This is a genomic window from Arthrobacter sp. MSA 4-2, assembly GCF_016405885.1.
In the GTDB taxonomy this organism is placed as follows: Bacteria; Actinomycetota; Actinomycetes; order Actinomycetales; family Micrococcaceae; genus Arthrobacter_D.
Map to the genome: position 1 here is coordinate 59,520 of NZ_JAEKGC010000005.1, position 22,556 is coordinate 82,075.

The window sequence follows — 22,556 nt, forward strand, 5'->3', positions numbered from 1 at the left end:
GAAGGCCAGGTCAACCGTGACATCGCAAGACCCAAAGCAGCGGGCGAAAAGCTTCTGGCACGCGCACATGGGCTGGCTGTTTAGGCGGGATGAACGAACAAGATCCGCTTCGCGCCCGACCTGGTCAAGGATCCGATGATCCAGCGCCGCATCTTCGAGAAGCTCGGGTGGCTCCGTCCGTTGGCCGGTGCGTGAGCGCTTCGAGAAGCCGGCGGCGCGGGCGCAGCGGTGACCCGGCGCGGGCGCAGCGGTGACCCGGCGCGGGGCGGATTCGACCGGCCCGGCTTAACGAAAAGCTGGCTCCACGTTCTGCGTATGGGGGAATCGCAGAAAGGGGAGCCAGCGGTTTAAGTATACTGCGAACTGATCGTCGAATGTCCAAGGGGGAGGTGGGATGGCAGTCACGGCAAAAGCGTTCCAGCTGTGGCGCCAGGAGATAGCACCCACGGATTCGGTCTCCGACCTCTGCCGCTCGGCAGGCATCAAACGCTCGACGCTTGCCCAGCAGCTCGTGCGTGGAAAAGTGTCTGTCAGCACCCTGCTCGCGGTCGCGCGGGGCTACGGGCTCGATCCGGTCTGTGCCCTCACGCAGTTCGAGGGCTACACGGACCTCCTCACGGGGATGCGGGCGCCAACCAGTGCCGAACTCCTCAGCCAGGTATCCCACCGGGACATCCTCAAGCTCCTTGTGGCCCGCGGCGAGGGGACCGGGAACGGATTGCCGGACCTTGTCCCCTTCCCCCACCGCAATTCGGTCCGTGCATGGATCGAGGCGATCGACCCAGGTGATCTCCGGCAGCAGCTGTCGGAGCGTTCGGGCATCGCCCGCCAGAACCTCTCCGCGCAGCTCAGTGCTGGGCGCCTCAGCCCGGGGCTTGCCATCGAGGCGTCCCGGATCGCCGGCGTCTCCTCCACCAGTGGCCTCGTAGTGACGGGCCTGCTCACCTGCGCCGAGGGCGGCTGGCCCGTCACCGGGCGCGCCGATGCGCTCAACGCCCTGTCGGACACCGACCTGGTCCTCTTGGCGCGCGACCGCCTGGATGCCCTCGGCAAGCAGCTTCGGAAAGCGGACGCGGATGAAAACCGTGATCGTGCGATCTGGGAGAACCTGGGATGAGCGGCCACCTGATTCAGTGGGCGGCCCTGCTGCTGTGCGTCCTGGGCGCCCTGCTGCGTGTGCCCGGCGTGCGTCGGGGCAGGGGCCGGATGATCTTCGCTGCCCTCGTCCTGATGGCCATCGCCGTGGCGCTGTCCCTCCCGCCGATCTACCTCCCGGTGGACGGCGTCCTGGGAGGCTGGAATGCGGCGAACCTGGTCATCCGACTCTCGCTCTACGCCGTCGTCGTCCTGTTGGGACTGCGGATGGCCGCCGCATTCGACGCGGAGCGGGTCCGGGCCCTGATTGTTGGGCCGGTAGGGATTTCGGTGCTGTTGTTCACCGTGGCCGCCACCCTCGTCCTGTTCGCCCTGAGCGACCTTCCCGAGTCCTCAACCGGCCTCGCCCGATACCACGGGCAACCAACCGTCGAGCGGTATGCCGACATCGGAAGGCTCTACCCGGGGTATGTTTCCGCATGCCTGGTGCTGCCGGCGGCCGCCGGGTCCCTGCGCTCCAGATCCCGGCCGGCCCACCGCCTCGCCTGCTCACTGCTCGCAGCCGGGTTCTTCCTGGTGGCCGGTTTTGCCGTCCTCGAGCTTTTTCAGGGCCTCAACCTCGGGATTTTCGAGCTGGTCCTGCCCTTCGGGGCCATCCTGCTCGTCGTGTCCGGGCTGACCCTGATCTGGTTCAGCCGGCGCCACGGCAGGCCTCGGCAGCGGAATCCGCTTGCCTAGCGCCGCTCCCGGATGGGATTGAGGCACAATCGTTGCCGAACTTTGTTCACAGTTTCATGTTCATAGGAAATAATAATGAATATGTAACTGCCGCTGACAGTGGGGGGTCAGCGGATCGTTATGACAACACCTGGGTGCGTCCGTCAGAACGGGTGGACGCACCCAGGTGTGCAGCCGGCCGGCGGGCCGTCAGCTATTCGGCATCGTGGTCGGTCTCAATGATTTTGGCCAGGGATTCAAGGGCCTCCTCCGCCCCTTCACCTTCGGCGCGCAGGACGACAATGTCACCGTGCGTAGCCCCAAGGCTCATCAGCGACAGGATGCTTGAAGCGTCCATCGCCTCATCGACGGGATCGCCGTCCATCGCAATTGTCACCTCGACGGGAACCTCACCCGCGGCCTCGGCGAAGATGGACGCGGGGCGGGCGTGGAGCCCTACGCGGCTGGCTACAGTGGCTTTGCGTTCTGGCATTGTCTTTCCTTCGGTTCGGCGGGTAGGTCGGTTCTGCTGGTCTTTCATCATCTGCTGTTCGGGGGCAGGTATCCACCCCGGAGCCGGCGGAACCGGCTCCGGGGCGGATAACTTGTTCCCGTGCTGCGGCAGGGTAGCGGCCGGGCGGCTCAGGCGGCGACCGGTTCGGCGACGGCGCCTTTGCGGTCCAGCTTGCGGTCACGGAGCCGCTTGAGGGCGACGACGATGACGGCCGAGATAACCATCCCGACGACAATCGACAGGATGAACCACTGCAGCCCGCCGATGGCGAAGAACACGAAGAACCCGCCGTGGGGTGCCTGGGAGGTGACCCCGAAGCCCATCACCATGGCGCCGGTCACCGCGGCGCCGACCATTGAGGAGGGGATCACGCGCAGCGGGTCGGCCGCGGCGAACGGGATGGCCCCTTCGGAGATGAAGGACGCCCCGAGCAGCCAGGCGGCCTTGCCGTTCTCCCGCTCGGCCAGGGAGAACCTGCGGCGGTCGATCACGGTTGCCAGGGCCATCGCCAGCGGCGGCACCATGCCCGCCGCCATGACGGCTGCCATGATCTGCAGGGGAGCCTGGTTAGCGGTGGTTGCGGCGCCCAGGCCGGCGACGGCGAAGGAGTAGGCAACCTTATTGACCGGTCCACCCAGGTCGATGGCCATCATCAGGCCGAGGATGATCCCGAGTACCACGGCCGCCGACCCGGTCAGGCCGGACAGCCAGTCGTTCAGCGCCGCGGTCAGACCGGCGATCGGTCCGCCGAGGATGATGAACATGGCACCCGAGGCGATCAGGGACGCGAGCAACGGAATGATGACGACGGGCATGAGGCTGCGAAGCCACCGGGGGACGCTCAGCCGCCCGATCATCATTGCGACATAGCCGGCGAGCAGGCCGCCGACGATGCCACCGAGGAAGCCGGCGTCCATGAAGCCTGCCACCGCACCGGCGACGAAGCCCGGGGCGATACCCGGGCGGTCCGCCAGGGCATAGGCGATGTAGGCGGCCAGCGCCGGTACCAGAAAGCCCAGCGACAGTTGGCCGATCTTGAAGGCCACTGCTCCGAGGTAGGTGGCAAGGCCTCCCTCAGGCAAATTCCCCAGGTTGTTCTCGAGTACGACGGTGTCCGCGACCTCGGTGATGTCGTAGCCGCCGATCAGGAAGCCGAGGGCGATCAGCAGCCCGCCGCCGGCGACGAAGGGGATCATGTAGCTGACGCCGGTGAGCAGCGCCCGCTTCAGGGTCCCGCCGATGCCTTCCCTGCTGGTGTCGGCGTCGGCGTCGTTTCCTCCGGAGTCACCGGCGACCCGGCGGGCCGAAGGGTTCCGGGCCGCCGCGACGGCCTCCTCGACCATCTCGCCGGGCTCGTCGATGCCGCGCTTCACCGGGGCGTTGATGACCGGAAGACCGGCGAAGCGATGCTTGTCCCGGACGTCGACATCGACGGCGAAGATGACGGCATCCGCCGCCGCGATCACCGCTGGGTCGAGGGGTGTTGCCCCCGAGGAGCCCTGGGTTTCGACCTGCAGATCGATGCCGCGTTCCTTGGCCGCGGCGACGAGGGAGTCAGCCGCCATGTAGGTGTGGGCGATGCCCGTTGGGCAGGCGGTGACCGCGACCAGGCGGCGGACCTCGCCGTCCTCCTTCGCAGGTGCTGGGGCTTCACCGGCAGGCGCCTGCTCGGTGCCGCCCGGAGCGGCGAAGGCGGCGTGGGCGCCGGAGCCTGTTCCGGCACCCGCGGCCGCGCCGGCGGTGGCACTCACGGGCGTCGAAGCCGGAGCCTTGCCGGTTCCCAGGGCCCCCTCGACGAGGTCGACCACCTCCTGTTCGGAGGCGGCGTTCCTCAGCGCGGCGGTGAAGTCCTTCTTGATGAGGGACCGCGCCAGCTTCGACAGCATTTTCAGGTGTTCCTGATCGGCGCCGTCGGGAGCGGCGATGAAGAACACGAGGTCAGCGGGACCGTCCTTCGCGCCGAAGTCGACCGGCGGAGCCAGGCGGGCCATGGCGAGTGTGGGCTCGAGGACCGACCCGGAGCGGCAGTGGGGGATTGCAATGCCGCCGGGGATCCCGGTCGCGGTCTTCTCCTCGCGGGCCAGGGCGTCGGCGTAAAGGCCCTCAGCGCCGGAGGCCCGGCCCTGTGCGGTGACCTGTTCTGCCAGGTACCGGATGACCGCCGAGCGGTCAGTCCCGAGGTTTGAATCGAGAGTGACGAGGCTTGGCGTGATGAGATCGGACATTCAGTTTTCCTCCTTTGGAGACGATGCTGCCTGGTGCGCGGGTGCGCCGGAGTTGAGAGCTGGGGCGAAGGCAGTCAGGGTGACGGCCTCCGGAGTGGTCTGGTCGAGGGCCGGGACTTCGGAGCCCGGCAGTGACGCCGCGGCGGACCCGTGGGCAACGGCCTGGCGGAGGCAGCCCTCGGGGCCTTCGCCGGCGGCGGCGGCGAGTAGGTAACCGGCCAGTGCCGAATCTCCGGCGCCGACGGTCGAGCGCGCCGCGACGGGGCTGTGGCGGGCGTGCCAGGCGCCCGAGGCGGTGACGAGCAGTGCACCGCGGGAGCCAAGCGTTGCGAGGACTGCACCCACACCACCGCCGACCAGGGCGGTGCAGGCCTGAAGGGCGAGCTCGAGGTCCGTCTCAAGTTCGGTGCCCGACCCCATGCCGGTCAGCTCCGAAAGCTCCTCGGCGTTTGGTTTAAGCAGGTCCGGGGCTCCGGCAGCGGCGTGGGCGAGGGCGCTCCCCGATGAGTCGACGGCGACCCGGGGAGCGTCTACGCCGTACCGGCTCCGCACCGCAGCGGTGGCGGAGGCGTAGAAATCCGCAGGCACCCCCGGCGGCAGCGACCCGGCCAGCACGAGCCAGGAGGCGCCGGCGCTGGCCGTCACCACGAGGTCGAGCAGGGCCGCGGTGTGCTCCGGGCTCAGAGTGGGTCCCGGCTCGTTAACCTTGGTGGTGGTGCCGTCCGGCTCGGTCAGGGCGGTGTTGGTCCGCAGTGCAACACCGATGGGCAGGCTTCGGAAGGGAACCGCCGCCGCGGCCAGCCCGGCGAGCACGGGATCACCCTCGTCGCCGGGGAGCAGTGCCACGGAGGGAACTCCCGATTTCGTGAGCGCGCGGCTCACATTGACCCCCTTGCCTCCTGCTTCCTGGTGTGCGCTGACGGCGCGGTGCACCTCGCCGCGGGTCAGGGCAAGCGGAAGCTCGACAGTGCGGTCGATGCTGGGATTGGCGGTCAGGGTGATGATCATGCGCTCACCACCTCGACCTGTGCGCGTGCGAGGGCGGCGGCCAGGGCGCCCCCGGGTGTTGAGTCAGTGACAACTGCATCGATCTCCTCCAGGGATGCGAAGCTGACGAGGGATTCCTCGCCGAACTTTGACGAATCGGCGAGCAGGACCACCCTGCGGGCCGAGCGGACGATGGCGGTTTTGACGGCGGCCTCGTCGGTGTCAGGGGTGCTGAGGCCGAAGTGCTCCGCCACGCCGTTGGCCCCGATGAAGGCAACGTCGGCACGGAGCCGGGAGAATGCGGCGACGGCGCTGCTGCCCACCCCGGCGCTGGTGAGCGCCCGGACCCGGCCGCCGATCAGTTCGAGGTGGACGGAGGAGCCGCTGATGAGGTGGGCGATCGGAACCGAGTGGGTGATGACGGTGAGGTCCGTGCGCAACTCGACGGCGAGCAGGGCGGCCAGGGCCCCCGTTGTGGTGCCGGCGTCAAGGATCACCGATCCGGTCGAGGGAACCATGTCCAGGGCGGCCTTGGCGATCCGCTGCTTCTCGGCGCGGTACTGGGACTGACGGCTCTCAATACTTGATTCCCGGGTGCTGGCGGCATCCCGCGCGACGGCGCCGCCGTGCACCCGGCGCAGGACTCCGTCCTTCTCAAGCAGGGCCAGATCCCGCCTCACGGTTTCGGCCGTGATGCTGAACCGCTCGGAGAGGTCGGTGACACTCACGCGGCCGTCGGTGCGTACGAGGGTGCTGATCTGGCGGTAACGTTCTTCGGCGAACATGGCGACTCCGTTGTCAAGCCGGTCGAAGCGAGCAACCGATGGGTCCCACCGCCGGTCTGTGTTTATGTGAGTTTATCTGTAGTTTTGCCCGAAGAACAAGGGTTTTTGCGAAACCCCCACAGATTCACAGGTGGAGGACGTAAAACGGGCCGGGGCGCATGCGCCCCGGCCCGTTGTGGATGGTATGAGAAGTTCGACCCCTGGGGGTTACAGGCCTTCCCGCGTCTCATTGCGGGTGACGGTCTCTCCCGTACCCGGGTCATGAAGCGAGCGGGACTCCGTGACCCGGCGCTGGCTGCGTGGAGCACTGAGGAAGAGCGAGATGATCAGGCCGAGGAGTCCGACACCCGCGAGGATGTAGCCGACAAGGCGGAGGTCGATGAAGCTCACGATGTCGGCGACGGCAAAAGCAAGAATTAGCCCGATCGCGATCAAAGCTATTGAGGATCCGATTCTCATGGCCATTACTCCTTCGTTGAAAATGCATGGTGGACCAACCCGATTTCTCAAGGCCCGCCCGGCGGATGCCAAATCGCCGCTTGACGGCGAGGTGGTGCTAAGCATACTTCTCACCGGGGCATTTCCCGCGGCATTCCGGCCGCGGCGCCCCGCCGCAACCTGCACCGGCGGATCCATTGCGGGAGCCCGCCGGGAGCGAATATCCTGACTTTGCGGATGGTAGGATTGAACGGTAAGCATGCTGATGAAGTAGAGTGTCTAAAAGTTGCACTTCGGTGCATCGGATTTATCAGTTGAGTTATTCGCTTCGGCGGATGGCCATCACTCAAAGGAGCATTTCATGGGTATTCTAGGTTTTCTTCTTCTCGGCCTGATCGCCGGCGCAATCGCCAAGCTGATCCTGCCCGGGCATCAGGGCGGCGGCTGGGTCATCACCCTCGTCCTCGGAGTTGTCGGTGCGATCCTCGGCGGCCTGATCGGTAGCGCGCTCTTTGGAACGGGCATTGACGGCTTCTTCGATCTCTCCAGCTGGCTGCTCGCCATCGGTGGCGCGCTCATCGTGCTGATCATCTACGGTGCCGTGACGAAGAACCGCTCACGCGCATAATCCGGATGCACCCACTGGGTGCCGGCTGAACCTGGGGGAACAGCTGAATTGGAGGCGCCGCCGGATTCCCGGCGGCGCCTTTTCCGTGTCCGGCCGCCTTTATCCGGCCGCCTTTATCCGGCCGCCTCTGTCCGGCCAGCGCGGCTCCGAGTACGCCCCCGATTTTCCCGCACCGCCGCCGACGGTCCGGTCCTAGACTGAATGCACGCCATCCCCACCGGATGGCCGGTTGTGAAAGGAACTCCAGCGAGTGAATCCACCGAACATTGGCCGGTCGAACCCGGCCGTGAAAGCCGCAAGCAGCGCCCTCTTCGACAAGGACGGCAATCCCAAGCCCGGGATCTACCGCGGCATCGAACGGGCGATCGACGTTCAACGGCCCCTGGTCCTGGCCAACCTGCGGCGCGTGCGCCGGCGCCACCCGGCGGCTACGCCCGCCGAACTCGCCGAACTCCTTGAGCGCGATTACCTGATGGCTATCACGGCCGCCGGTGCCGCGGTGGGTGCGACGGCGGCGGTGCCGGCCGTCGGTACCATCGCGTCGCTGGGCCTCTCGGCCGCCGCCACCGTGGGATTCCTTGAGGCGACCGCGCTCTATGCCCAGTCGATCGCGGAACTGCACGGGATCCACACCGACGACCCGGAGCGGTCGCGCACCATGGTGATGGCAATTCTGATGGGCGAGGAGGGGATGGCACTCATTCAGTCAGGACTGGGCGGGTCCTCGGTCTCTTCCGGACAGCAGCCCTGGGGGAACGCCGTGGGCAGCGCCGCGCCGGCCTCCCTCGTCCGCGCGCTGAGCGCGAGCATCCGGCGCCGGTTCATCCGCCGGATGGTCGCCCGGCAGGGTGGCGCCCTCCTTGGACGCGCACTCCCCTTCGGTGTGGGCGCAGCGATCGGTGGGGCGGGGAACCATGCGATGGGCAAGGCAGTCATCAACGCCACCCGGACCGCGTTCGGGCCGCCGCCGCTGGTGGTTCCCGGCGACCTCGCGAATACCTTGGATGCAGCGCCGGAGAAACCCTCGAGCGGGTCCGGGTCCGGGTCCGGGTCCGGGGCCTAACGCCGCGCGCCGGCCGTCGGCCGCTTCAGCGAAACGGGAGCGGACGCCGGCCGGCAGTGGCGGATCCGGCCGAAGTTGGTCCGGCTCGTGACCGAGCCGGACGCCTGCCGCCGGGATGTCAGCCGAAGACCGCGTGGGCGAGCGCGAAGATGGCGAGTCCCGCCAGGGAGCCAACGACGGTGCCGTTGATACGGATGAACTGGAGATCCTTACCGACCTGGAGCTCGATCTTCCGTGAGGTTTCCTCGGCATCCCAGCGCCCGACCGTCTCCGAGATCACCCCGGCAATTTCGCTGCGGTAGGTCCGCACTGCGTAGGCCGCACCGTCGGAGATCCACCGGTTCACCTTTGCCGCCAGTTCCGGGTCACTGGCGAGCCGGCCGCCGAAGTCCCGCACCGCGGCCTTGAAGTTCTCCGTCAGTTCGCTCTGCGGATCGCTGACAGCCTCGAGCAGGGCACTCTTGATGGTGGCCCAGGTGCGGGCGGTCAGGTCGCGCACGCGGGGGTCGTCAAGGAGCTGGCCCTTGATCTCCTCGGCCTTGGCGATTGTCTCCGGGCTGTACTGCAGGTCCTGGGCGAGGTCCTTGAGGTATTTGTCGAGGGCGATCCGGACATCGTGGTGCTGGTCGTCCTGGACGGCGCGGATGAACTTCGACAGCTCGGCATAGACGCGGTCCCCGACGACGCCGTCGACGAGGCGCGGCACCCAGGTGGGCGAGCGCTGGGCCACGACCCGGGTCACCACCCCGTAGTTGGCATCCACCCAGTCGGCAGCCCGGTCCACCAGCAGGTCAACGAGGCGGTGGTGGTGCCCCTCCCGGAACAGCCGCTCTGCGATCCTTCCAACCGGCGGGCCCCACGGCGGACCCAGCACGTGCTTGCGGACCATCGACTCGATGACGCCCTGGACCGCTTCGTCATTGAGCACGGTGAACGCGCCGCGGATGAGCGCAGCGCCTTCGACGGCGACGCGGTCGGCGCTCTCGGGGCGGGCAAGCCAGCTGCCGGCCTTCTCCGCAATCCGGGCGGAGTCGAGTTTTGCCCGCACCACGGCCTCGGAAAGGAAATTCTCTTCGACGAACTGCCCGAGGGATTCGCCGATCTGGTCCTTCTTCCGGGGGATGATCGCCGTATGGGGGATCTTCAGCCCCATCGGGTGTTTGAAGAGCGCCGTGACGGCGAACCAGTCCGCGAGCGCGCCGACCATGCCGCCTTCGGCCGCAGCACGCACATATTGAAGCCACGGATAGCGCTCCTGCAGCGCGAACGCGACAACGAAGATCACGGAGAGCACCCCGAGCAGGGCTGTGGCCAGGACCTTCATTCGGCGCAGCGCTGCGGCTCGTTCCTCATCGGTGCCCGGCGTTACATTCACCAGCCCAGTCTATCGAGCGCGGCCGCCGGATGTCCCTGCCGGCGTGTCCATCGCGTACCGTAATCGGGGGAAGGTTCGGCTTCCGGGAAACAACCGAGAGTAGGGTCAAGCATGAGTCCACAGATCTTCGCCCACCGGGGTGCGAGCGGCAGCTACGCGGAGCACACCCGTGCCGCCTTCCTCCAGGCCCTGGCCGACGGCGTCGACGGCGTCGAGTGCGACGTGCACCTGACCCGCGACGAGCAGCTCGTCTGCATCCACGATCCGACCCTTGAGCGGACCTCGAACGGCTCGGGGGACGTCGCCGACCATACTCTGGCCCAGCTTCGGGAACTCGACTTCTCCTCGTGGAAGGGCGTTCGGATTCCGGCCGAGTATGGGGGGCCCCGGAACCAGCTGCTGACCCTGGCCGACCTCCTGCGGCTGCTGCGGTCCGCCGGGCGGAGCATTGCCCTGGCCATCGAGCTCAAGCACCCTAGCCCGTTCGGCCTGCGCCTTGAAGCCGAACTTGTCGCGTTCCTCCTCGATGAGGGTTGGGATCCGGAGAGCTCGACCCTCGGCAACCTCACCATCAGCTTCATGAGCTTCAACCCCGACTCGATGCACCAGCTCGGAGAGATCGCCCCGGCGCACGCCCTGTGCCAGCTGGTGGCCGACGTCGAGCCCGACGAGGTGCGGGAGGCGCTCAGTTTCGGCTCGATCACCTCGGGTGCCGTGGTCAACCTGATGCGGCGCGCCATCGACGAGGGCGAGGCTCTGATCGACGCCCACACCGTTGGGATTGCAGGGCCGGGCGTGGCCTATGTGAGGGCACACCAGGACATTGTGCGCCGGTGGGTGTCGGAGGGCGTCCGGGTGCGGGTGTGGACGGTCAATACGCAGGCGGAAGCCGAGCTGGTGGCGGGGCTGGGGGTCCAGGAAATCACCACCGACTACCCTGCGGAAATGCGCTCGTTCTTTGCAATTTCCTCAGGCGGATAGGGCTCCCAGCACTCCGCTTTGTGGTTGAGTTAATGCATGCATTCGCCCATTGAGGACTACGCACTGGTATCGGACCTTCACACCGGCGCGTTGATATCGCGCCGGGGGAGCGTCGACTGGCTGTGCTTTCCCCGCTTCGACTCCCCGTCCGTCTTCACCAAGCTGGTGGGAACCGAAGACCACGGCCGCTGGCTGCTCGCCCCCGTAGAGGAGGATGCGGAGGTGATCGGGCGTGCATACCTCGATTCCACCTTCGTGTTGCAGACACGCTGGCGGACCAGCACGGGGGAGGTCCTGGTCACCGACTTCATGCCGGTGGAGGACCGCCGGGCGTCCCTGGTGCGGCGGGTCGAGGGGATCAGCGGGACCGTCACGATGCGTGAGGAGCTTCAGCTGCGTTTCGAGTACGGCGACGTGGTGCCGTGGGTGCGCAAGGCCCATGACGACGACGGCCCCATGCTGCTGGCGATCGCCGGCCCCAACGCCTTGATGCACCGCGGCAACCCCCTGAAGCCCCAGGGGCACCAGCACGAGGGGACGCTGACGGTCACGGCGGGCCAGCGCCTTGACATCGAGCTGGCGTGGTTCCCCTCCCACCGCACCGCACCCCGCAGCCAGGAGGCCGCGCCGTGCCTCGAGAGCACCATCGCCTACTGGCGCGCCTGGGCGTCGAACTACGAGCCGCAGGGCGAGTACGACGACATGGTCAAGCGGTCGCTGCTGGTGCTCCGGGCCCTGACCCATGAGGACACCGGCGGGATCGTCGCGGCGCCCACCACCTCCCTGCCCGAGCACTTCGGCGGCGAACGCAACTGGGACTACCGTTTCTGCTGGCTCCGGGACGCGGCCCTGACCCTTGAGGCGATGATGACCCACGGCTACCAGGAGGAAGCGCTCGAGTGGCGGAACTGGCTCCTCCGCGCGGTGGCCGGGGATCCCGAGGACCTCCAGATCATGTACGGCCTGGCCGGGGAACGGCACCTTCCCGAGACCATCCTTTCCCACCTGCCCGGGTACCGGGACTCCCTGCCGGTGCGCATCGGCAACGGCGCCGTCCACCAGTATCAGGCCGACGTTGTCGGCGAGGTGATCGTGGCCCTCGAGAAGCTCCGCTGCCACGGGGTGACGGAGGACCACTTCTCCTGGCCGCTGCAGCGCGCACTTCTCGGTTTCGCCGAGAACCACCTCCACGACAAGGACCACGGCATCTGGGAGATGCGCGGGGACCTCAAACACTTCACCCACTCCCGGGTGATGATGTGGGCCGCGTTCGACTGCGCCGTCCGTGCCGTGGAGGACCACGGACTCGACGGCCCGCTGGAGCAGTGGATCGCCCTGCGCGATGAGCTGCGCGCCGAGGTGATGGAGCACGGCTTCAACGAGGAACTCAACTCCTTCACCCAGGCCTACGGCGAGGAGCAGCTCGATGCCTCGCTCCTCCAGCTGCCGCAGGTGGGCTTCCTCGCCTACGACGACCCGAAGATGCTCGGGACCGTGGCTGCGCTCGAGAAGAACCTCCTCACCGATGAGGGGCTGCTGCTGCGCTACCGCACCGACGAGTCCGACGACGGGCTCGAGCCCGGCGAGCACCCCTTCCTTGCCTGCTCCTTCTGGCTGGTCGAACAGTACGCGCGCAGCGGCCGCGGCGAGGAGGCGCGGGGCCTCATGGACCGGCTGATCGGTTTTGCCAACGAGCTGGGGCTGCTCTCGGAGGAGTACGACGCCAAGGCCCGCACCATGGTCGGTAACTACCCGCAGGCGTTCTCCCACCTGACACTGGTGCGGGCCGCCGACGCGATCCACTACGCCGCCGCCCTGCAGCCGTCCTCCCTGGCCGGCGCCCTCGGGGTTACGGCTTTAGAACAACCTTGATGCACCCATCCTGCTTTTTTTGGAAGCTGGAGTAGGCCTCCGGGGCCTCATCGATCGACACTTCGTGGGTCATCAGGTCGGTGACGCCCAGGGGATCGGCGGGGTCCTCGACGAGGGGAAGCAGGTCCTCGGTCCAGCGGCGGACATTGCACTGGCCCATGCGCAGCTGGAGCTGCTTGTCGAACATGGTGAACAGCGGCATCGGGTTCGCATTGCCGCCGTACACCCCGCTGAGGGAGACGGTTCCGCCCCGGCGCACCGAATCGATGGCCGAGTGCAGGACGCTCAGGCGGTCAATCCCCGCCGTTTCGACGGCCTTGCGGGCCAGGGCGTCCGGCAGCAGGCCGACGGCGTTCTGGGCGAACGCACCGGCGGGGGAGCCATGGGCCTCCATCCCCACTGCGTCGACCACAGAGTCGGGTCCGCGCCCTCCGGTCATGCTGCGCAGTTCCTCGCCCAGGTTCTTTGAGAAGTCCAGGGTCTCGATGCCGTGCCGCTGGGCCATCGCCCGGCGTTCGGCGACCGGTTCGATGCCGATGACGCGGTACCCGAGGTGCCTGCCGATGCGGGCGGCGAACTGGCCCACCGGGCCGAGCCCGTAGACGGCGAGGGTACCGCCGTCGGGAACATCGGCGTACTTGACCCCCTGCCAGGCCGTGGGGAGGATGTCGGAGAGGTAGAGGTATCGCTCGTCGGGAAGCTCGGACCCCACCTTGATGGGTCCGTAGTTCGCGTGCGGGACCCTCAGGAATTGGGCCTGGCCGCCCGGCACCGAGCCGTACAGGGAGGAGAAGCCGAAGAGGCTTGCGCCCGTGCCCTTCTCGCGGACCTGGGTGGTCTCGCACTGGGACTGCAGTCCGCTGCGGCACATCATGCAGTGGCCGCAGGAAATGTTGAAGGGAACGACAACGCGGTCCCCGGGCACCAGGTTCGTGACCTCGCTGCCGACCTCCTCGACGATGCCCATCGGCTCGTGGCCCAGGATGTCCCCCCGCGACAGGTAAGGCCCGAGGACCTCATAGAGGTGGAGGTCGGAGCCGCAGATGGCGGTGGAGGTGATCCTCACGATCGCATCCGTCGGTTCCTGAAGGATCGGGTCCGGAACTTCCTCGACGCTGATCTTCCGACGGCCCTGCCAGGTCACTGCTTTCACGCCTGCCTCCAAAGGTAGTAAGGGTGCTGTCTTTTCCTACTATTCCCCCGGACCGGCCGGAAAGCAAAGCCGGGTGCGAGAAGCCGGGCCGCACCCACTACCCTGATTCGGTGGAACTCCTCGCCTCGCCCGCCGTCCGCGTGGGTCTCTCGGTCGCCGTCGCCACCGGCCTCTACGGCATCTCCTTCGGGGCGCTGTCCGCCGCCTCCGGCCTCAGCCTCGCCCAGACGGCCGCCCTGAGCCTGCTGATGTTCAGCGGGGGTTCTCAGTTCGCCTTCATCGGCGTCGTGGCCGGCGGGGGCAGTGGGCTGTCGGCGTTGTCGGCCGCTGCGCTGCTCGGGCTCCGCAACGGTGTGTATGGGATGCAGCTCAATTTTCTGCTGCGGCCGCGGGGCTGGCGGAAGGCCGCGGCCGCGCAGCTCACCATCGACGAATCGGTCGCCACCGCCACCGCCCAGAGCGAACTGCTGGAGGCGAAGCGCGGTTTTTGGACCGCAGGCATCGGGGTGTTCGTGCTCTGGAACGTCTTCACCCTCGTGGGGGCGCTGCTTGGCGGTGCGGTGGGCGATCCGCGGCAGTGGGGGCTCGACGGCGCCGCAGTCGCCGCATTCCTCGGGCTGCTGTGGCCGCGGCTGCGCTCCCGGGAGGCCGGGGCCATCGCGGTTGCCTGCGCCGTGGTGACCGTCGTTGCCGTGCCCCTGGCCCCGCCGGGGGTTCCCATCCTGTGCGCTGCCGTGGTGGCCGCTGTCCTCGGCCTGCGCCGGACGCCTCCCCGGCCTCCGGAAGCCGCGGCGGACCGGCGGCCGGACCCGCAGCCCGGCCTGAACGGGGGTGCCTGATGGTCCTGTGGTCCTGGATTCTGGCCGCCGGCTTCGTCTCCTTCGCGACCAAGCTTGCCGGCTACCTGGTGCCTGCCCGGATCCTGGGCAATCCACGCATGCTGCGCGCTGCGGGGGCGCTCACGGTGGGGCTGCTGACCTCGCTGACTGTCGTCACCACGGTCTCCTCGGGCAGCGTCCTCGTGCCGGATGCGCGGCTCGCCGCAGCTGCCGCGGCCGCCGTCGCCCTCTGGCTCCGGGCTCCGTTCCTCGTCGTGGTCGCTGCCGGGGCGCTCGCCGCTGCAGCGGCGCGGATGGCGGGCCTGCCCTGACGCCCCGGTCCTCAGGGTCCTGCCCCGGCGGCCGGGACCCCATGTCCCTGCCATGAGCTCCTGCCCTGTGCGCCTGTCCGGCCGCGTGTCGGGCTGGTGGCGCGGCGGCTGGCGCGGCAGGGTAGCGCGCGTTCAGCTTCCCGCGGCTGCTGCGGCACCGACGGTGGCGGCGGTCGCCTCGGCGATTGCGGCCTCCTCGTCGGTCGGGACCACCAGCACGGGCATCGCCGATCCCGCGGTGCTGACGACGCGCGCCGACGACCCGCGCGGCTCGTTGAGTTCGGGGTCGAGTTCGATGCCGAGCGCCGTGAGCTCGCCCGCCACCAGTGAGCGGAAAGACGAGGAGTTCTCGCCGATGCCCGCGGTGAACACCAGGGCGTGTGCTCCGCCGACCGCCACGTGGTAGCCGCCGATGTACTTCGCGAGGCGGTAGGCGGCGATCTCGAGGGCGAGCTGCGCCGCCTTGTCCCCGCCGTCGGCGGCCTTCTCCACCGAGCGCATGTCATTGGTGCCCGCCAGCCCGCGCAGCCCCGATTCGCGGTTCAGCAGGGTGTCGAGGTCTTCGGGGGAGTAGCCCTCGCGGGCCAGGAACAGCAGGATCGACGGGTCGATGTCGCCCGAGCGGGTGCCCATCACCAGTCCTTCGAGCGGGGTGAAGCCCATGGAGGTGTCTATGCTCCGGCCACCGCGCACTGCCGTCACCGATGCGCCGTTGCCCAGATGCGCAATCACGGCATGAAAGTTCTCGCGGGGGGTGCCAAGGAATTCGGCGGCCTTCCCGGTGACGTAGTCATGGGAGGTCCCGTGGAAGCCGTAGCGCCGGATCCCGTGTTTCGTGTAGAGCTCGTTGGGCACCGCGTAGCGCCAGGCCCGCTCGGGGAGGGTCCGGTGGAACGCGGTGTCGAACACGGCCACCTGCGGGATGCCGGGCCACTTCTGGGCGACCGCCCGGATCCCCAGCACATTGGCCGGGTTGTGGAGCGGTGCCAGCGGGTTGAGGCGCTCGATGGCGCGGATGATCTCCGGGGTGATGAGCACCGGTTCCCCGAAGCGCTCGCCGCCGTGGACCACCCGGTGTCCCACTGCGTCGATGGTCTTCCCCTGCAGGATGACCGCGAGTTCGGTGTCGAAGTGTTCGATCGCCGCGGCGTGGTCGGGCACCCATTCCTCGCCGATGCTTTCGATCAGCCCCTGCGCCAGGACGTCGTCGCCCTCGCGCACCTGGTACTTGAGTGAGGATGAGCCGGAGTTGATGACGAGGATGATCATGCCTGCTGCTTTCCTGGGGTTGATGCGGCTGCGACGGCGGCCGAGGCGGGAGGTGCCTGCTGCGCCTGAACCGCGGTGATGGCGACCGTGTTGACGATGTCCTCAACGGTGCAGCCGCGGGAGAGGTCGTTGACGGGCTTGCGGAGGCCCTGGAGCACCGGCCCGACGGCGACCGCGCCGGCCGACTGCTGGACGGCCTTGTAGGTGTTGTTGCCGGTGTTGAGGTCCGGGAAGATGAAGACCGTCGCCTGGCCCGCCACCGAGGAGCCCGGGAGCTTCGACGCCGCGACCGAGGCATCCACGGCGGCGTCGTACTGGATCGGGCCCTCGACCGGCAGTTCGGGCCGGAGCGCCTTCACGAGTTCGGTGGCGCGGCGGACCTCGTCGACGGCCCCGCCGTAGCCCGATTCCCCCGTCGAGTAGGAGAGCATCGCCACGCGCGGCTCGACGCCGAACTGCTCGGCGGTGTCGGCCGAGGCGGAGGCGATATCCGCGAGCTGCTCCTCGTTCGGTTCGGGATTCACCGCGCAGTCGCCGTAGACGAGCACCCGGTCGGAGAGCAGCATGAGGAAGACGGAGGAGACGATCCGGGCGCCCTCGCGCGTCTTGACGAACTCGAGGGCGGGCCGGATGGTGTTGGCGGTGGTGTGCGCCGCGCCGGAGACCATACCGTCGACATAGCCGAGCTGGACCATCATGGTGCCGAAATATGCCCCGTCAAGCATGCGTTCCCGGGCGGTCTCGATGGTGACGTTCTTGTGCGCGCGGAGGCGGGCGTACTCGGTGGCGAACTCCTCTCGCAGGTCCGAGGTTTCGGGATCGATCAGGGTGATGCCGGTGAGGTCGATGCCCTGCCCGGCGGCGAGTTCCCGAACCTGCGATTCAGGGCCGAGGATGGTCAGGTCGCACACGTCCCGGCGGTGCAGGATTTCCGCGGCGCGAAGGATCCGGATGTCGGTTCCTTCGGGCAGCACGATGGAGCGGCGCTGCGAGCGGGCCCGCTGGATGAGTTCATGGAGGAACCGCAACGGCGTCATGGAGATGGCCCGCGGAAGCGCGAGACGTTCGAGCAGTTCCTCCTCGTCAACCTGCCGCGACCACGCGCCGAGCGCGGCGGCAGACTTCCGGCGAAGCCCCGTGGCGATCTCTCCGCGCACCCCGCCGACCCGCTGGGCGGCGGTGTAGGTGTCGTCGTCGAGCGCGAACACGGGGAAGGGGGCCTGGGCCAGGAGTGGCAGCAGGTGGGGGTCCGGCTCGAGTCCGCCCGTGAGGACGAGCCCGGAAGGCACGGGGAACTCGGGCGAGAAGGAGGAGGCGAGCGTCGCGGCCAGCACGTCGGCGCGGTCGCCGGGAACGATGACCAGGGCGCCGTCGGTGAGCAGGTGCAGGAAGTTGCCCACGTTCATCGCGGCGACCCGGACGGAGAGCACGTCCCGCTCCAGGTTGGTGCTTCCGGCGATCTGATTCGCCCCCAGCTCCGCGGCCACCTCCGAAATGGTGGGACGGGCGATCTCGGGCAGTTCGGGAATGACATAGACGGGCCGTCCGGACCGGCCCGGGCGGACCTCGGCGCGGATGCCCTCAACCGCATCGTCGGGGGCGCGGTTCACCATCATGGCCAGCAGCGAGACCTTGGCCTCGTCGAGCTCCTGCCGGGCGACGTCGACGGCGTCGGCAGCCTCGGCGACGGACATCTCCTTCGCGCTGACCACGGCCAGCACCATCGCCCCGAGGTTGTTGGCGAGGCGGGCGTTCAGGTCGAACTCCACCGCTGCGTCGTGGCCGCCGAGGTCGGTGCCCTCGACGATGACGACGTCGCACCTGCTGGCGATCTCGCTGTAGATCGCCACGCACGCGGTGTCGATCTCCTCGCGGTTGCCGGCCACCAGCAGCGCGCGGGCCTGGGCGCGGGTCAGCCCGCCGCGGGAACGCTCGGGCGGAAGGTTGAAGCTGCGCTGCATCAGTTGGACCATCGGGTCCGCGGCGGGGTCGTCGCCCTCGACGATCGGCCGGAAGAAACCCACCCGGTCGGCGTGCCGGTGGAGCATATCGGCGAGGCCAAGGGAGATCAGGGACTTCCCGGAGCCTGGGTTCATGGCACTGACGTATATTCCGCGGGTCATTTCACCATCCTGTCAGGGACCTGCCCGGGGTGCCATAACGCAGCCCACACGTCCGGCCGGGACGCGGGCGGCGGTTTCTGGGAGACTTGGACCATGCTTGTCGCCTTCTCAGTCGCACCGTCCGGATCCTCCGAGCACTCAAGGGGCGGAGGTGACTCGGTTCATGAAGCGGTGGCCGCCGCCGTCGCCGTCGTGCGCGAGTCCGGCCTGCCCAACTCAACGGACTCGATGTTCACGACGATCGAAGGTGAGTGGGACGAGGTGATGGCCGTGATCAAGCACGCCACCGAAGCCGCCGGCCGGTACGGCAGCAGGGTATCGCTGGTGCTGAAGGCCGACATCCGGCCCGGGCACACCGGCGAAATCACCGGCAAGGTCGAACGGCTCGAGCAGGCCCTGGGGGAGATGCAGGAGTTCGAGGGCCACTCCTGATGCCGCGTCAGGGGGCGCCCGCGCCGGTCGCGGGCGAATTTACGATCGACACGGGCACCTGCGAACTCGAGCCCGATCCCTACAGCACCAACGGCTGGGTGCTGCGCGTCAACGGAGTCCCAAGCTCACACATCGACATCGACGACCCGCTGCGCCTTGACTTCGAGTACATGCGCTGGATTGCAGCCCTTGTCGATGCCCGCTGGGGTCCCTCCGACCGGCTCCGGGTGCTGCACCTGGGCGGCGGTGCGTGCTCCCTGCCCCGGTACATCGCTGCGGCGCACCCGGCCGCCCGGCAGGTCGTCGTCGAGCTCGACGGAAAGCTGGCCGAACTGGTGCGCCAGTGGTTCGACCTGCCGAGGGCCCCGCTGGTGCGCATCCGGGTGGGGGAGGCGCGGGAGGTGACCCGGTCGCTGTCGGAGGCCAGCCGGGACCTCATCATCCGCGATGTGTTCGCAGGCAGCCGCACCCCGCACCCGCTGACAACCGTCGGGTTCACGCAGGAGGCAAAGAGGGTGCTCGCCGCCGACGGGATCTACCTGGTCAACTGCGGCGACAGTCCCGACCTGAAGATGGCGCGACGGGAAGCGGCCACCATCGCCTCGGCCTTCGCGAATACGGCGATCGTCGCCGATCCGGCAATGCTCAAGGGGCGCCGCTACGGCAACGTGATCATCGCCGGCAGCGACGGCCCGCTCGGCGAAGGCCCCGGGCTGGCCCGGGGGCTGCTCGGCGGCGGTGTGCCGGCCCACCTTTGGCACGACGACCAGGTGCGCCGCTTCGCCGCCGGGGCGCAGCCACTCACCGACTGACGCCCTGCCCGGTTCGGCCCTGCGCAGGGCGCTCCGCTAGAGCAGGATCTGCTCAATGGGACCGATGCCGAAGAAGATCACGAACGCCCCGGCCACCGCCCACATCAGCGGATGGATCTCTCGTGCCCGGCCCTGGATGGTGCGGACCAGGACGAAGGCGATAAACCCGGCTCCCAGGCCGTTGGCGATCGAGTAGGTGAACGGCATGAGGGTGAAGGTCAGGAACGCCGGGATCGCGATTCCCCAGTCCTGCCAGTCGATCCGGCCCACCTGGGAGACCATCATGAAGCCCACGACCACCAGGGCGGGTGCCACGGCCTCGAAGGGCACGAGGCTGATCAACGGGGTGATGAACATCGCCAGCAGGAACAGGACGCCGGTCACGATATTTGCGATGCCGGTGCGGGCGCCTTCACCGATGCCCGCCCCGGACTCGACGTAGATCTGGTTCGAGGACACCGAGCCGGCACCGCCGGCGACGGCGCCGAGGGCGTCGACGATCAGGACCCGGTTGACGCCGGGGATGTTGCCGCGGGCGTCGACGAGCTTCGCCTCGTTGGCCAGGCCCACCATGGTGCCCATGGCGTCGAAGAAGATGCTGAGCAGGATCGTGAAGGTCAGCAGCAGCGCGGCCGTGGCTCCCAGGTGGCCGAATGCGCCGAACGGGCTGACGTTGCCGAGCAGTCCGAGGTCGGGCGCGCCGACCCAGGCGCCCGTCGGCAGTTCGGGAACGACAAGCGACCACCCCTGCGGGTTCGGGTCCTGGCCCGGGATGAAGCTCGGGCCAATGTCGGCGACGGCTTCAATGATCACGGCGAGGGCGGTGGCGGCGAGGACGCCGATGAGGATCGCCCCGCGGACCCGCCGCACCACGAGGGCGATGGTCAGCACCAGGCCGAAAATAAAGACAACCGTCGGCCAGCCGAGCAGGACGCCCTCGAAGCCGAGGCCGACAGGCACGGTGGTCTGGGCTTCGTCGGGGATGCGCCGGACGAAGCCGGCGTTGACGAGCCCGATCAGCGCGATGAACAGCCCGATGCCGACGACAATGGCCGTCTTCAGGCTCTCAGGGACTGCGTTGAACACGGCGGTCCGGAAGCCGGTGAGCACCAGCAGCAGCATGGTGAGCCCGGCCAGCAGCACCAGGCCCATGATGTCGGGCCAGGTCAGTCCGGGGTTGGTGGCGACGGTGATCGCGACAAAGGCGTTGACCCCGAGGCCCGTCGCGAGCGCGAAGGGGTACCGGGCCCAGGCGCCCATGGTGATGGTGAGGATGCCTGCGATCAGGGCCGTCACGGCGGCGACGCGTTCGAAGCCGAGTTCGGTGCCCGAGGCGTCGGCCCCGGAGAGGATCAGCGGGTTCAGGACGACGATGTAGCTCATCGCGAAGAAGGTCGCCACGCCGCCGCGGATTTCCCGCGAATAGGTGGATCCCCGGGAGGTGACCTCGAAGTAGCGGTCGAGCGCTGAACCCGTCTTGAGCATGATCAATCCTTGGAGAGGAGGAAGGGAAACCGAGCAGATTCTATCCCGGCGCCGGCCAATCACCCACGGGTTACGCCGGCGCGGAGCGTAGGCTGAAGCCATGGCTTTCTCCGCTTTCAGCCCCTCCCGTCTCCACCGCCGCCGGAGGACCTCCGCCGGCTGGCCCCGCACCGTCCTGACCCGCGCCGTCCTGGCCCCGGGGCTCATCCTGCTGGTCCTCCTCGGCCTGGCGGCCGGACCGGCGGCGGCCCATGACGAGCTGGCGGGCAGCAGCCCGGCCGACGGCGCAACGGTTGCCGCAGTTCCGGGAGCCATCGAACTCACCTTCTCGAGTGTCCCATCGGGCCTTGGCGCGCAGGTCGAGGTGCTCGACGCCGAGGGCAAGTCCTGGTCCGACGGGCCCGTTCGGATCACGGACAACACCGCGGAGCAGAGCGTGCGCGCGGGGGCCCCGGCAGGGGAGTACACGGTCAACTGGCGGGTGGTGTCCTCGGACTCCCACCCCATCGAGGGAGTCCTGACCTTCACCGCTGAGTCCGGAACCTCGGCCGCGCCGGATTCGGCCGGCACCGCCGTGCCGATCGCGCCCGCCGAGGCGGAGGAGGATTCGCCGCAGGCCGCGGGAACCAGCGACTTCCCCTGGAGCATCGCCGTGATGGCCGTCGTGCTGCTTATCCTCGCCGCGGTGCTTGCCACAACGGCCCGGAAGCGGCTGGGCGCCAACCGGTAGCCCGGTTCCCTAACGCCTAGGCGTGACGGGCGATGGGGCCCCTGCCGGCCGCGCCGGAGGCGGCGATCGTGTCGCTGACGAGCTTCGCCTGGCGCACGATCTCCCGCGTGCTTGGGGTGAGGACCTCGCCCACGCCCACGAGGTGAAGGCCGATCGCGGCCAGGGCCGCGCGGAAGTCGGCGCCGATGGCGATGCCAAGCGAGCGCAGGAACCGGCGCAGCTGGTTCTGGGGGTACTTGGTCAGCACCACGTGGTCGGCCAGCAGCACACCGTCGGCGGTCTGGATGGCCCACTTCTTGCTTGAGGGGACCCGCGCCGGAAGCACGGTGGAGTGCCCGATGATGCTGAGCTCCTCACAGCGGGTCGCGCTCCGGACATCGAGGCAGTGGCTCGAGGCATAGGCCCTGAGCAGGCGCAGCAGTTCGGACCTCTCCGAGAGGGAGACGGAGTCGCTCATCACCGTGCGCATCGGTCCCGAGTCGAGGCAGTCGAGCCCTTCGACGACGATCGAATCGATGCCATGGCGGCTCAGTTCGCTGGCGACGGCCAGCCCCGGGAGCCCGGAGCCGATCACGACGGTGGTGGTCAGTTCTGCCGCCGTGGACGCCTCGGGCAGGGCATGCGCTGGGTCCGGCGGCAGCAAATCCACGACGAAGTACCTCCGGTTCGAAGAAGAGCACAGTACGGCCCGGCGCCTCTTCCGGGCCGTACTGATTCCCGGC

22 protein-coding genes are annotated in these 22,556 nt (G+C 68.5%); 11 read left to right on the plus strand and 11 right to left on the minus strand.

The features are described from left to right. Window positions 1-394 precede the first annotated feature (394 nt). Window positions 395-1,117, plus strand: a complete 723-nt coding sequence (locus I6N91_RS06985; RefSeq protein ID WP_198811885.1) for a hypothetical protein — start codon at window positions 395-397, stop codon at window positions 1,115-1,117. Continuing rightward, window positions 1,114-1,833 (plus strand): hypothetical protein, encoded by a 720-nt coding sequence (locus I6N91_RS06990; protein WP_198811886.1) that lies wholly within the window; start codon window positions 1,114-1,116, stop codon window positions 1,831-1,833. Before I6N91_RS06985 ends, I6N91_RS06990 begins: the two co-directional genes overlap by 4 nt. Window positions 1,834-2,026: 193 nt before the next feature. Here I6N91_RS06990 and I6N91_RS06995 read toward each other — a convergent pair whose 3' ends face one another. The 5 genes from I6N91_RS06995 to I6N91_RS07015 all read right to left on the minus strand — a co-directional run bounded on the left by I6N91_RS06995 (window position 2,027) and on the right by I6N91_RS07015 (window position 6,788). Next, window positions 2,027-2,305, minus strand: a complete 279-nt coding sequence (locus tag I6N91_RS06995) for an HPr family phosphocarrier protein (protein WP_198811887.1) — start codon at window positions 2,303-2,305, stop codon at window positions 2,027-2,029. 149 nt (window positions 2,306-2,454) lie between these two features. Then, entirely contained in the window at window positions 2,455-4,551 is a 2,097-nt protein-coding gene (locus I6N91_RS07000; protein ID WP_198811888.1) for a fructose-specific PTS transporter subunit EIIC, read from the minus strand. Beyond that, window positions 4,552-5,559 (minus strand): 1-phosphofructokinase family hexose kinase, encoded by a 1,008-nt coding sequence (locus I6N91_RS07005; protein WP_198811889.1) that lies wholly within the window; start codon window positions 5,557-5,559, stop codon window positions 4,552-4,554. Further along, window positions 5,556-6,323 (minus strand): DeoR/GlpR family DNA-binding transcription regulator, encoded by a 768-nt coding sequence (locus I6N91_RS07010; protein ID WP_198811890.1) that lies wholly within the window; start codon window positions 6,321-6,323, stop codon window positions 5,556-5,558. Before I6N91_RS07010 ends, I6N91_RS07005 begins: the two co-directional genes overlap by 4 nt. Window positions 6,324-6,530: 207 nt before the next feature. Continuing rightward, on the minus strand, window positions 6,531-6,788 hold the full coding sequence (locus tag I6N91_RS07015; RefSeq protein WP_374058924.1) for a DUF6458 family protein: 258 nt from the start codon (window positions 6,786-6,788) through the stop codon (window positions 6,531-6,533). A gap of 334 nt (window positions 6,789-7,122) precedes the next feature. On the opposite strand from I6N91_RS07015, the gene I6N91_RS07020 reads away from it, so the two are divergent. Together I6N91_RS07020 and I6N91_RS07025 are read left to right on the plus strand one after the other, a co-directional pair. Continuing rightward, complete coding sequence (locus tag I6N91_RS07020; protein WP_198811892.1) at window positions 7,123-7,389, plus strand: GlsB/YeaQ/YmgE family stress response membrane protein; 267 nt, start codon at window positions 7,123-7,125, stop codon at window positions 7,387-7,389. Window positions 7,390-7,639: 250 nt separating this feature from the next. Then, window positions 7,640-8,452, plus strand: coding sequence for a hypothetical protein (locus I6N91_RS07025; protein WP_198811893.1), 813 nt, complete (start codon window positions 7,640-7,642; stop codon window positions 8,450-8,452). Between the two features lie 118 nt (window positions 8,453-8,570). Here the strand turns inward: I6N91_RS07025 and I6N91_RS07030 are convergent, their stop codons facing one another. Continuing rightward, a complete protein-coding gene (locus tag I6N91_RS07030) occupies window positions 8,571-9,776 on the minus strand; it encodes a DUF445 domain-containing protein (RefSeq protein WP_198812039.1) in 1,206 nt (401 codons plus the stop codon). A 162-nt stretch (window positions 9,777-9,938) separates the two neighbouring features. On the opposite strand from I6N91_RS07030, the gene I6N91_RS07035 reads away from it, so the two are divergent. Together I6N91_RS07035 and I6N91_RS07040 are read left to right on the plus strand one after the other, a co-directional pair. Continuing rightward, entirely contained in the window at window positions 9,939-10,808 is an 870-nt protein-coding gene (locus tag I6N91_RS07035; RefSeq protein WP_198811894.1) for a glycerophosphodiester phosphodiesterase family protein, read from the plus strand. A 36-nt stretch (window positions 10,809-10,844) separates the two neighbouring features. After that, window positions 10,845-12,680, plus strand: a complete 1,836-nt coding sequence (locus I6N91_RS07040) for a glycoside hydrolase family 15 protein (protein WP_198811895.1) — start codon at window positions 10,845-10,847, stop codon at window positions 12,678-12,680. On the opposite strand, the gene I6N91_RS07045 is transcribed toward I6N91_RS07040, so the two are convergent. Further along, complete coding sequence (locus I6N91_RS07045; protein WP_198811896.1) at window positions 12,658-13,833, minus strand: zinc-dependent alcohol dehydrogenase; 1,176 nt, start codon at window positions 13,831-13,833, stop codon at window positions 12,658-12,660. The genes I6N91_RS07040 and I6N91_RS07045 overlap by 23 nt on opposite strands. A gap of 110 nt (window positions 13,834-13,943) precedes the next feature. On the opposite strand from I6N91_RS07045, the gene I6N91_RS07050 reads away from it, so the two are divergent. Together I6N91_RS07050 and I6N91_RS07055 are read left to right on the plus strand one after the other, a co-directional pair. Next, complete coding sequence (locus I6N91_RS07050; protein WP_198811897.1) at window positions 13,944-14,672, plus strand: AzlC family ABC transporter permease; 729 nt, start codon at window positions 13,944-13,946, stop codon at window positions 14,670-14,672. Further along, complete coding sequence (locus I6N91_RS07055) at window positions 14,672-14,983, plus strand: AzlD domain-containing protein (protein ID WP_198811898.1); 312 nt, start codon at window positions 14,672-14,674, stop codon at window positions 14,981-14,983. Before I6N91_RS07050 ends, I6N91_RS07055 begins: the two co-directional genes overlap by 1 nt. 132 nt (window positions 14,984-15,115) lie before the next feature. Here the strand turns inward: I6N91_RS07055 and I6N91_RS07060 are convergent, their stop codons facing one another. Further along, the gene (locus I6N91_RS07060; protein ID WP_198811899.1) at window positions 15,116-16,252 is read right to left on the minus strand and encodes an acetate/propionate family kinase; all 1,137 of its coding nucleotides are present in this window, start codon (window positions 16,250-16,252) and stop codon (window positions 15,116-15,118) included. Further along, window positions 16,249-18,375 (minus strand): phosphate acetyltransferase, encoded by a 2,127-nt coding sequence (gene pta, locus I6N91_RS07065; RefSeq protein ID WP_198811900.1) that lies wholly within the window; start codon window positions 18,373-18,375, stop codon window positions 16,249-16,251. Before pta ends, I6N91_RS07060 begins: the two co-directional genes overlap by 4 nt. 93 nt (window positions 18,376-18,468) lie before the next feature. Between pta and I6N91_RS07070 the strand changes: the two genes are divergently transcribed. Together I6N91_RS07070 and I6N91_RS07075 are read left to right on the plus strand one after the other, a co-directional pair. Then, a complete protein-coding gene (locus I6N91_RS07070; RefSeq protein ID WP_198811901.1) occupies window positions 18,469-18,807 on the plus strand; it encodes a thiamine-binding protein in 339 nt (112 codons plus the stop codon). Then, complete coding sequence (locus I6N91_RS07075) at window positions 18,807-19,619, plus strand: fused MFS/spermidine synthase (protein WP_198811902.1); 813 nt, start codon at window positions 18,807-18,809, stop codon at window positions 19,617-19,619. Before I6N91_RS07070 ends, I6N91_RS07075 begins: the two co-directional genes overlap by 1 nt. Window positions 19,620-19,655: 36 nt before the next feature. On the opposite strand, the gene I6N91_RS07080 is transcribed toward I6N91_RS07075, so the two are convergent. Continuing rightward, entirely contained in the window at window positions 19,656-21,104 is a 1,449-nt protein-coding gene (locus I6N91_RS07080; RefSeq protein ID WP_198811903.1) for an NCS2 family permease, read from the minus strand. Between the two features lie 100 nt (window positions 21,105-21,204). On the opposite strand from I6N91_RS07080, the gene I6N91_RS07085 reads away from it, so the two are divergent. Continuing rightward, entirely contained in the window at window positions 21,205-21,834 is a 630-nt protein-coding gene (locus I6N91_RS07085; RefSeq protein WP_198811904.1) for a copper resistance CopC family protein, read from the plus strand. Between the two features lie 16 nt (window positions 21,835-21,850). On the opposite strand, the gene I6N91_RS07090 is transcribed toward I6N91_RS07085, so the two are convergent. Further along, window positions 21,851-22,483: an FAD-dependent monooxygenase gene (locus tag I6N91_RS07090; RefSeq protein WP_307843269.1), complete on the minus strand. Its 633-nt coding sequence runs from the start codon at window positions 22,481-22,483 to the stop codon at window positions 21,851-21,853. Between the last annotated feature and the right edge of the window lie 73 nt (window positions 22,484-22,556).

What these genes read in the sequence shown, in the direction of transcription:
- I6N91_RS07055 (WP_198811898.1), top strand. Translation starts at nt 14,672, where the DNA reads ATGGTCCTGTGGTCCTGGATTCTGGCCGCCGGCTTCGTCTCCTTCGCG.
- I6N91_RS07030 (WP_198812039.1), bottom strand. Translation starts at nt 9,776, where the DNA reads ATGAAGGTCCTGGCCACAGCCCTGCTCGGGGTGCTCTCCGTGATCTTC.
- I6N91_RS07015 (WP_374058924.1), bottom strand. Translation starts at nt 6,788, where the DNA reads ATGGCCATGAGAATCGGATCCTCAATAGCTTTGATCGCGATCGGGCTA.
- I6N91_RS07040 (WP_198811895.1), top strand. Translation starts at nt 10,845, where the DNA reads ATGCATTCGCCCATTGAGGACTACGCACTGGTATCGGACCTTCACACC.
- I6N91_RS07000 (WP_198811888.1), bottom strand. Translation starts at nt 4,551, where the DNA reads ATGTCCGATCTCATCACGCCAAGCCTCGTCACTCTCGATTCAAACCTC.
- I6N91_RS07080 (WP_198811903.1), bottom strand. Translation starts at nt 21,104, where the DNA reads ATGCTCAAGACGGGTTCAGCGCTCGACCGCTACTTCGAGGTCACCTCC.
- I6N91_RS06985 (WP_198811885.1), top strand. Translation starts at nt 395, where the DNA reads ATGGCAGTCACGGCAAAAGCGTTCCAGCTGTGGCGCCAGGAGATAGCA.
- I6N91_RS07060 (WP_198811899.1), bottom strand. Translation starts at nt 16,252, where the DNA reads ATGATCATCCTCGTCATCAACTCCGGCTCATCCTCACTCAAGTACCAG.
- I6N91_RS07070 (WP_198811901.1), top strand. Translation starts at nt 18,469, where the DNA reads ATGCTTGTCGCCTTCTCAGTCGCACCGTCCGGATCCTCCGAGCACTCA.
- I6N91_RS06995 (WP_198811887.1), bottom strand. Translation starts at nt 2,305, where the DNA reads ATGCCAGAACGCAAAGCCACTGTAGCCAGCCGCGTAGGGCTCCACGCC.
- pta (WP_198811900.1), bottom strand. Translation starts at nt 18,375, where the DNA reads ATGACCCGCGGAATATACGTCAGTGCCATGAACCCAGGCTCCGGGAAG.
- I6N91_RS07005 (WP_198811889.1), bottom strand. Translation starts at nt 5,559, where the DNA reads ATGATCATCACCCTGACCGCCAATCCCAGCATCGACCGCACTGTCGAG.
- I6N91_RS07075 (WP_198811902.1), top strand. Translation starts at nt 18,807, where the DNA reads ATGCCGCGTCAGGGGGCGCCCGCGCCGGTCGCGGGCGAATTTACGATC.
- I6N91_RS07020 (WP_198811892.1), top strand. Translation starts at nt 7,123, where the DNA reads ATGGGTATTCTAGGTTTTCTTCTTCTCGGCCTGATCGCCGGCGCAATC.
- I6N91_RS06990 (WP_198811886.1), top strand. Translation starts at nt 1,114, where the DNA reads ATGAGCGGCCACCTGATTCAGTGGGCGGCCCTGCTGCTGTGCGTCCTG.
- I6N91_RS07010 (WP_198811890.1), bottom strand. Translation starts at nt 6,323, where the DNA reads ATGTTCGCCGAAGAACGTTACCGCCAGATCAGCACCCTCGTACGCACC.
- I6N91_RS07035 (WP_198811894.1), top strand. Translation starts at nt 9,939, where the DNA reads ATGAGTCCACAGATCTTCGCCCACCGGGGTGCGAGCGGCAGCTACGCG.
- I6N91_RS07085 (WP_198811904.1), top strand. Translation starts at nt 21,205, where the DNA reads ATGGCTTTCTCCGCTTTCAGCCCCTCCCGTCTCCACCGCCGCCGGAGG.